Origin of the sequence: Megamonas sp. Calf98-2 (genome assembly GCF_900110235.1) — a bacterium.
Classification (GTDB): Bacteria; Bacillota; Negativicutes; order Selenomonadales; family Selenomonadaceae; genus Megamonas; species Megamonas funiformis.
In genome coordinates, this window is record NZ_FOCY01000053.1 from 1 (window position 1) to 7,394 (window position 7,394).

Annotated in this window: 9 protein-coding genes and 1 pseudogene; 3 read left to right on the plus strand and 7 right to left on the minus strand. The window is 32.0% G+C overall.

Annotation, left to right across the window (positions count from 1 at the left end; genetic code table 11):
- The 3 genes and pseudogenes from tnpA to BMX03_RS10750 all read right to left on the minus strand — a co-directional run.
- On the minus strand, window positions 1–203 hold a 203-nt coding region (tnpA, locus tag BMX03_RS10740; RefSeq protein WP_143052103.1), incomplete at its 3' end, for an IS200/IS605 family transposase.
- Between the two features lie 137 nt (window positions 204–340).
- On the minus strand, window positions 341–1,336 hold the full coding sequence (locus tag BMX03_RS10745; protein ID WP_091695356.1) for a LacI family DNA-binding transcriptional regulator: 996 nt from the start codon (window positions 1,334–1,336) through the stop codon (window positions 341–343).
- Between the two features lie 23 nt (window positions 1,337–1,359).
- Window positions 1,360–1,746 (minus strand): annotated as a pseudogene (locus tag BMX03_RS10750) (PTS transporter subunit EIIC); the annotation flags it as partial.
- Between the two features lie 207 nt (window positions 1,747–1,953).
- On the opposite strand from BMX03_RS10750, the gene BMX03_RS10755 reads away from it, so the two are divergent.
- The 3 genes from BMX03_RS10755 (at window position 1,954) to BMX03_RS10760 (ending at window position 3,911) form a co-directional block, all read left to right on the plus strand.
- The gene (locus tag BMX03_RS10755) at window positions 1,954–2,526 is read left to right on the plus strand and encodes an RNA-guided endonuclease InsQ/TnpB family protein (RefSeq protein ID WP_255361493.1); all 573 of its coding nucleotides are present in this window, start codon (window positions 1,954–1,956) and stop codon (window positions 2,524–2,526) included.
- Window positions 2,527–2,603: 77 nt separating this feature from the next.
- Window positions 2,604–2,810 carry a transposase gene (locus BMX03_RS11465; RefSeq protein WP_255361495.1) on the plus strand — a complete coding sequence of 69 codons (207 nt, stop codon included), beginning with the start codon at window positions 2,604–2,606 and terminating at the stop codon, window positions 2,808–2,810.
- A gap of 267 nt (window positions 2,811–3,077) precedes the next feature.
- Window positions 3,078–3,911 carry an AraC family transcriptional regulator gene (locus tag BMX03_RS10760; RefSeq protein ID WP_091695359.1) on the plus strand — a complete coding sequence of 278 codons (834 nt, stop codon included), beginning with the start codon at window positions 3,078–3,080 and terminating at the stop codon, window positions 3,909–3,911.
- A gap of 152 nt (window positions 3,912–4,063) precedes the next feature.
- On the opposite strand, the gene leuB is transcribed toward BMX03_RS10760, so the two are convergent.
- From leuB to BMX03_RS10780, 4 genes are all read right to left on the minus strand, one after another.
- Entirely contained in the window at window positions 4,064–5,131 is a 1,068-nt protein-coding gene (gene leuB, locus BMX03_RS10765; protein ID WP_091695362.1) for a 3-isopropylmalate dehydrogenase, read from the minus strand.
- Between the two features lie 8 nt (window positions 5,132–5,139).
- Window positions 5,140–5,634 carry a 3-isopropylmalate dehydratase small subunit gene (locus BMX03_RS10770; RefSeq protein ID WP_091695364.1) on the minus strand — a complete coding sequence of 165 codons (495 nt, stop codon included), beginning with the start codon at window positions 5,632–5,634 and terminating at the stop codon, window positions 5,140–5,142.
- A 1-nt stretch (window position 5,635) separates the two neighbouring features.
- Window positions 5,636–6,898, minus strand: coding sequence for a 3-isopropylmalate dehydratase large subunit (gene leuC, locus BMX03_RS10775; RefSeq protein WP_091695366.1), 1,263 nt, complete (start codon window positions 6,896–6,898; stop codon window positions 5,636–5,638).
- A gap of 232 nt (window positions 6,899–7,130) precedes the next feature.
- Window positions 7,131–7,394, minus strand: a 264-nt coding sequence (locus BMX03_RS10780) for an IS30 family transposase (RefSeq protein WP_143052085.1), incomplete at its 5' end; no start/stop codon positions are given.

The following is a 7,394-nucleotide window of genomic DNA, read 5'->3' on the forward strand; positions in this document are numbered from 1 at the left end:
TGAGCTCTAAATAATATATGAACATGATCTTCATCATGGTTCCATTCTTGCAAAGTTATATTATATTTAGGAGATATATACTCAAATATTTCTTTAGCTCGTGAAGAAATGTTGTCATCAAAAACTTTTCTTCTATATTTTATGACTAATACTAAATGATAATTTAGCAAAAATACTGAATGAGCATTGTTGTCTAAATTCATTATAATCACCACATTTTTTTATATTCGACCAATAAGATTATCTCATAAAATATATATCCATTCAATCTCCTAAGGAGCAATTCATCTCACTACCTTAGAGGTAGGAGACTTCTTGCTCAGTATGGTTAAATATTATTTTATATTTTTGCTAAGCGTGTGCTTTCACGTATGATTAAATTCATATTGTGGTCATATTCAGAAGTTACAGGGTGATTTTGAAGCATAGATAATAATTTTTCTGCTGTTTTTATGCCAAGATGTTTATAATCAAAGGCTAAGCTAGTCAATGATGGATAAGATATACTGCCTACAGGATAACCACCAAAGCCAGCAAGTGAAATATCTTGGGGAACATGGATTTTCTTTTCATGAAAATAACGCAATAATCCTAAAGCGATATTATCTGTAGCACAGATGACTGCACTAGGATTAAAAGACACTATAGTATCGCCTAAATTATAGGCTTGTTCAAGACTATAATCAGTTTGGACAAAAGATATTTTACCTTGCGGATTATTAGCGAGAAAACCTTGTTTAAATCCTTCATAGCGGTCTACGCCTACAGCGTTATCTTGAGGGGATACTCCTAAAAATACCACTTGTTGATGGTTTAAAGAGGCGATATATTCACCCATTAATTTGCCTGCATTGATATCATCTACTTTGATAAAATTTACTTTATCGTGGCTTTGCCCTGTAAAAATAATGGGGATATTAGCTTGATTGATTAGTTTTAAATGATTGTCATTGATATTGATAGAGTAAACGATAATTCCATCTACACCTTGTTGAATTAATTGAGAGATATTATCTAGTTCTTTTTGCGAGTTTAATTCACTGATTAAAATTAAAGCTTGATATCCCATTTGTTGTAAAATTATATTAAAACCTGTCAATAATTTGCCCGCAGAAAAAGAGTCTAAACGAGGCATGACAATGCCGATTAATTTACTTTGTTTAGTTTTTAAACGCTTGGCGAAAAAATTGGATTTATAACCTGTTTCACGTATGACTTTATCAATTAACATAGCTTTTTCCTTGCTTACGTAACCATTATTTAGATAGCGAGAAACTGTGCTTTTAGCTACTCCAGCTAGATTAGCAATATCTTGTATAGTGAGTTTTTGAGTCATGATAAAGTCATCCTTTGTAATAATTATTCTTCTGGTTTAAAGCATACCATAGTTAGAGCAAAAGCGACAGCTAAACCAATAAAATTGACGAGTAAATAAGCTGGTAATCTATCCATATATAAAAGTATACCAGGGATAACAGTAATACCCATACCTGTTCCAGCTAATTGCATGATACTAGCTGTAGCACCGGCACAAGCACCACCGATTAATCCGCAGATAAAAGGTTTAACAAAACGAAGATTGATACTAAAAATAACAGGTTAAGTAATACCTAAAAATGCAGGAATAATTGAAGAAATATACATTGCACGTTTTTTCTTATTTTGAGTGCGTAAAGCAACAGCGATAGCTACTCCACCTTGAGCTACTATAGCACCAGTGATGATATCATTAAACATATCTCTACCAAATGCGAGCGTAAAGCCCCTAAATTTATTTATAGAGATATAATCTCGCTAAAAAACAATGATTCGATATCATTATTTTTTATTGTATTATATTTTTAACAGTTATATAATATTTTTATGAAATATAAACCAATAATAATATAGTATATTTTTGTAAGTATCATGTAGTGTTTTGTCCTAAATATCATAGAAAAGTAGGTGATTGTAATGAGAACATATATTTTTAAACTTTATAAAGCAAAAAGGAATAAAAAACTTCATAAAGTTATTAATATAGCTGGAATTATCTACAATCATTGTATTGCTTTGCATAAGCGATATTATCGTTTATTTAAGAAATCTCTTAATATTTATAAGCTTCAAAAACATTTAACTAAACTTAAGAAAATAGATAAATTTAGATATTTTAAAGAAGTAGGTTCGCAAGCTATTCAAGATATAACTCAAAGAATAGACCGTGCTTATAAATTGTTTTTTAGAAATTTAAAACATAAAATTCGTACAGCACCACCATCTTTTAAAAAGATACGAAAATATAAATCATTCACGCTCAAACAATCAGGTTGGAAACTCTTAAAGGATAATATTATAGAAATTAATAAGCAAAAATATAAATATTTTAAAAGTAGAGATATTGAAGGAAAAATTAAAACAATAACAATTAAACGTGATACTTTAGGTGATATATATCTTTATTTTGTTTGTGAAACTAACGAGAATAAAGTTTTAGCAAGAACAGGTAAAAGCGTCGCTATGACTTTGGACTTAAACCGTTTTTAACTGCATCGGATAATGAAGATATAAAAGTCCCCTTATTTTTTAAGTAAAATGCTAATGATATAAAAAAAGCTAATAGAATTTTATCTAGAAAAAAGAAAGGTTCAAATCATCGTAGATTAGCTAAAATAGCTCTTGCCAGATTGCATAAGAAAATAGCTAATCAAAGAAAAGATTTTCAGTTTAAACTTGCTAATGATATTTGTAAAAAATATGCTTTAATTTGCATTGAAGATTTAAATATAAAAGGAATGCAAAAACGTTGGGGTAGAAAAATATCTGATTAGTATCGTTTGTATCTAAGAATCCCCTGTCTTTAGGCATGGGGAGTATGTCAATTTGTCCAAGGCAATTAATTTTTCAGGAATAGGACTTGTTAGAATAAGATTTTTCATTTATGTACACTCCCTTAATTATGGAATTGGTTCCACTTATATGGCATCAGTTCCATAATTCTAAGTCAAGATTTAAATTTTGTATTGTGTTTTGAAAAAGAGTATATATAATAAAAATAGAGCAAGAATGGTATAAATTTTATTTGGGTGGGATTTTTTATGGAAATAAGAAAAATTTATAGTGAATTTAATACACCTGTTTATTTAAGTAAAGCATTAAATTTATATTATGGAGGCTGGGAAATTTGTTGTCCTATGCATACATTTGGGTCAGCAATACGACAGCATTACTTAATTCATTATGTAACGAGAGGCAAAGGAAGACTTTGGATGAATGATACTTGTTATGTAATAGAAAAAGATACTATGTTTCTTATTCGTCCAGGAATAACATGTGTTTATCAAGCAGATAAAGATGATCCATGGGAATATTGTTGGATTTGCATTGATGGCTATGATGTAGAAAATATGTTAAATAATAGTGGTTTTGACAAGGTAAATCCATTATTTTTTGATAAGAGTAATGGTGAAGTCAGAGATGCTATGTTGAATTTTATATTTTATTTTTCTAAGTATAAAAATAATGAATATATGTTGCTTAGTCGTTTATATAATATTTTTGGACATATGAAAATTCAAATGAAAAAACAACAAGCAAAATCTATTCATGTAGAGAGAGCTATTGATTATATATATGAAAATTACAGTAAAAATATCAGTGTTACCGATATAGCAGAATATTTAGGAATAGATAGAACGTATTTATATCGTTTATTTAAAGAAGAATATAATATGTCGCCACAAAAATATCTTTTAAATTTCCGCTTGAAGACAGCTATGAATAAATTAGAAGGCGGAAATATGTCTATAGCTGATATAGCCTATAGTTGTGGGTTTAATGATGCATCAGCATTTTGTCATCAGTTTAAAAAAGTATATAAAGATACGCCACTTAATTATCGAAGATATCCTCAACTAGCTATTCGCGAATGAGTAAATTTTATAAAAAAGCATAAAGAAAAACCCCCTAGTTATGCACTAGGGGGTGAGTAAAGAATGTATATAAGTCCTAACACAAGAATTATATTAAAAGATAAGTTAATTGTCAATAAAATTTTTTAATAAGTCTATAGATAAAATATATATTAAATATTGTTTAATACAGCTTCAGTCATAGTTTTTGTATCTGCTTTGATGAAGCCTTCTTTATATAAATCAGGTGTGCGATATCCTTGAGCTAAAGCTTTATCTACAGCTTGTTCAATGCAAGTAGCAGCTTTTTGTTCATCAAGAGAATAACGAAGAAGCATAGCAGCAGAAAGTATAGTAGCTAATGGATTAGCAATGCCTTTGCCTGCGATATCAGGAGCAGAGCCATGAATTGGTTCATAAAGGCTAGTGGATTTACCGATACTAGCAGATGGAAGCATACCTATAGAACCACTTAAAACTGCAGCTTCATCACTTAAAATATCGCCAAAGAGATTGCCTGTTACAATGACATCAAATTGGCTTGGGTTGATGGCAAGTTGCATAGCACAGTTATCTACATAGAGATTTTCTAAAGTGATTTCAGGATATTTTTCCGCTACTTTAGCAGTTGTTCTACGCCATAATCTAGAAGTTGCTAAAACGTTGGATTTATCTACGGAAGTCACTTTATTTTTACGTTTTTTAGCAGCTTGCATAGCAAATTCTACGATGCGATTGACTTCAGGAACGGAATAATTTTCTAAATCCCAAGCACGTTCATTGCCTTCATAGATTTCACTTTCACATTTATCGCCAAAATAGATACCGCCGATTAATTCACGTACGATTAATACATCAGTACCTTTTACGATTTCTTCTTTGAGTGGAGAATATTCAACAAGAGCATCTGCTACTTTGATAGGACGAAGATTAGCATATAATCCGAGTCCTTTTCTGAGCCCTAAAACTGCTTTTTCAGGGCGAAGTGTAGGTTCTACATTATCCCATTTTGGACCACCAACAGCACCGAAAAGTACAGCATCAGCATTTTGTGTTGCTTCAAGTGTTGTCTGTGGAAGTGGGGTGCCGCATAAATCATAAGCAGTACCACCAGCAGGATGACTTTCAAATTCAAGATTTAAATTATATTTATCAGAAACTTTCTTTAAAACGGCAACGGCACTATCAGTTATTTCTTGACCGATACCATCACCAGGAATGATTACAATTTTTTTACTCATAAATAATCTTAACCCTTCTGTTTAATGTAGTTGATGAGTCCGCCAGCTTTGGCAATATCTTGGATAAATCCAGGAAGTGGCACAGCATGGAATGTATCACCAGTTGTGAGATTTTCAATAGTACCAGTGGATAAATCAACGCGTAATTTATCATTAGCATGGATTTTTTCTACATCATCACCAATTTCAAGTAATGGTAAACCAGTATTGATAGCATTGCGATAGAAAATACGAGCAAAACTGCTAGCGATTACTACAGGAACACCAGAAGCTTTGATAGCGATTGGAGCATGTTCACGAGAAGAACCACAGCCGAAGTTTTTACCGCCGACCATGATATCGCCCTCTACTACATTTTGAGCAAAAGTTTCGTCGATATCTGCCATACAATGACTAGCTAATTCTTTTGGGTCAAAAGAATTTAAATAACGAGCAGGGATAATTACATCTGTATCAATATTGTCGCCATAGCGCCAAACTTTTCCTTCTAATTTTTCAGCCATATTATTCTACCTCCTCAGGAGTTGCGATTTTTCCAAGAATTGCACTAGCTGCAGCTACATAAGGGCTAGCGAGATATACTTCACTATCTACATGTCCCATACGACCACGGAAGTTACGATTTGTAGTAGAAACGCAACGTTCACCAGCAGTCATAATACCCATATGAGCACCAAGACAAGGTCCGCAAGTTGGTGTACTTACAGCAGCACCAGCTTCAATAAATGTATCTACATAACCATTATGAATAGCATCAAGATATACTTGTTGGCTACCAGGAATGATGATACAACGAACATTAGGATGTACTTTATGACCTTTTAAGATAGAAGCAGCGATTGCTAAATCTTCTAAACGTCCATTAGTACAAGAGCCGATAACTACCTGATCAATAGTGATAGGTTCTTTGATAGATTCAACAGTATAAGTATTTTCAGGAAGATGAGGGAATGCTACTACAGGTTTTAATTCAGAAAGATTGATTTCTACAGTTTGACAATAAGTAGCATCGCTGTCTGCTTCAACGATTTCATATGGTTTAGTTACACGGTCTTTAATATAATTGAGAGTTTCATCATCTACAGGGAAGATACCATTTTTAGCACCAGCTTCGATAGCCATATTGGCAATTGTTAAACGGTCAGTGATATTGAGTTCTTTGACACCTTCGCCAGCAAATTCTAATGCTTTATATAAAGCTCCGTCTACACCGATCATGCCGATTAAAGTGAGCATAACATCTTTACCACAGATATATTTAGGTTTTTTACCAGTGATATTGACTTTGATAGTTTCAGGAACTTTGAACCATGCTTCACCAGTAGCAAGGGCAACGCCTAAATCTGTAGAACCAACACCTGTGGAAAATCCACCTAAGGCACCATATGTACAAGTATGAGAATCTGCACCGATAGTTACCATACCAGGAGCTACAATACCTTTTTCTGGTAAAATTACATGTTCAATACCTACACGACCAATTTCAAAGTAGTTTACAATATTATGTTTATGTGCAAAATCACGAACAATTTTAGCAAGTCCAGCGGATTTGATATCTTTATTTGGTGTAAAATGGTCAGGCACAAGAGCTATTTTTGTATTATCAAAAACAGGTTTGCCAATTTTTTCAAATTCTTTAATTGCAGGTGGAGCAGTTACATCATTTGCAAGTACCATATCAAGTTTGCAATTGATGAGCTGTCCAGGTTTTACCACATCAATTCCAGCATGTTTAGCCAAAATTTTTTCGGTCATAGTCATACCCATGAAAATCACTCCAATATCGTTTATTTTAAGTTAACAAATTAACAATGTCATTAAAAGATATGATATTACAAGTGGAAAAATTTTGTCAAGAGTAATATTTTAGCGAGAAAAACGGTAAAACTTTGGGTAAAACTATATTACTAGGGAGATTTTTTCTTTTTCTAGGAAAGTAAAAACGGACTTTTGATTTTTAGTATAGGAAATTTGTTTTTGCTAAAAGTATGATGAATTGTCAATCCAAGTGCGACACTTCTTTTAAAAATAAATTAAATGGATTATCCCAATTTAAACATTTTCTTGGTCTACTATTTAATAGTATTAATTTTTCTATTAAATCATCATTAGATATTTGTCCTAAATCTGTTTTCTTTGGATAATATTCTCTTAATAACCCATTTGAATTTTCGTTACTACCTCTTTGCCATGCTGCATAAGCATCTGCAAAATATACTTTTATATTTAATTTTTCTACTTCTTTGTAACATGCAAATTCTTT

What these genes read in the sequence shown, in the direction of transcription:
- BMX03_RS10745 (WP_091695356.1), bottom strand. Translation starts at nt 1,336, where the DNA reads ATGACTCAAAAACTCACTATACAAGATATTGCTAATCTAGCTGGAGTA.
- leuC (WP_091695366.1), bottom strand. Translation starts at nt 6,898, where the DNA reads ATGGGTATGACTATGACCGAAAAAATTTTGGCTAAACATGCTGGAATT.
- BMX03_RS10770 (WP_091695364.1), bottom strand. Translation starts at nt 5,634, where the DNA reads ATGGCTGAAAAATTAGAAGGAAAAGTTTGGCGCTATGGCGACAATATT.
- leuB (WP_091695362.1), bottom strand. Translation starts at nt 5,131, where the DNA reads ATGAGTAAAAAAATTGTAATCATTCCTGGTGATGGTATCGGTCAAGAA.
- BMX03_RS10755 (WP_255361493.1), top strand. Translation starts at nt 1,954, where the DNA reads ATGAGAACATATATTTTTAAACTTTATAAAGCAAAAAGGAATAAAAAA.
- BMX03_RS10760 (WP_091695359.1), top strand. Translation starts at nt 3,078, where the DNA reads ATGGAAATAAGAAAAATTTATAGTGAATTTAATACACCTGTTTATTTA.